The organism is Polynucleobacter nymphae (assembly GCF_018882155.1).
Classification (GTDB): domain Bacteria; phylum Pseudomonadota; class Gammaproteobacteria; order Burkholderiales; family Burkholderiaceae; genus Polynucleobacter; species Polynucleobacter nymphae.
In genome coordinates this window covers 1-720 of sequence record NZ_JACVPA010000015.1, presented here as the reverse complement: position 1 = coordinate 720, position 720 = coordinate 1, and the positions used below count along the sequence as shown (strand labels likewise).

At 49.9% G+C, this 720-nt stretch carries 1 protein-coding gene; it reads left to right on the top strand.

Annotation, left to right across the window (positions count from 1 at the left end; translation table 11 throughout):
- On the top strand, positions 1 to 720 hold a 720-nt coding region (locus ICN29_RS10625; protein WP_216133006.1), incomplete at both ends, for an autotransporter-associated beta strand repeat-containing protein.

Here is a 720-nt window from a genome sequence, read left to right as displayed (position 1 = left end):
GCACCAACATTAACGCCGGTACGGTTGCACTGTCTGGTAGCGGTGTATTACCAAGCGGTGGTAATGTCACGATTGCTGGCGGTACTTTAGATCTAGGCACAACGAACTTATCTGCAGGTAGCTTGACAGTAAGTGCTGGTGCAATTACAGGTAACGCTGCGATTACTGCTTCGAGCTACGTCTTTACTAATACAGGTTCTGTATCCATTACCCAGGGACTCTCCGGCAATAGCGCAACCCTATCTAAATCTGGCGTTGGTACTTTAACCCTCTCTAATACTAATCAGTACACCGGTGCTACCACCGTCTCTGGCGGTACTTTACGTTTAGGCACTGGCGGCTCACTCGCTTCTGCTAGCGCATTGATCATGACTGGCACCAGTATCTTTGATCTGTATGGGAACTCCCAAAGTATTGCTTCCTTAACTGGTGCTACTGGCAACACCGTCTTGAACTCTAAAGTAAGCACTGCTTCTACCTTAACGGTCGTTGGTGGCACTACTACTTATGCTGGTGTGATTGTCGATAACGCCGGTACTGGCGGCTCTGTTGCCTTAGCTCTCTCAGGTGGTGCTTTAACCCTGTCAGGTGCCAATACCTACACCGGCACGACCACGATTAATGGTGGCACACTGCACATTAGCAATAACACTGGCTTAGGTAGTAATAGCGGCGGGGCAGTAACGATTAACGCTGGCGCTACGCTTGATCTCGTCTCCG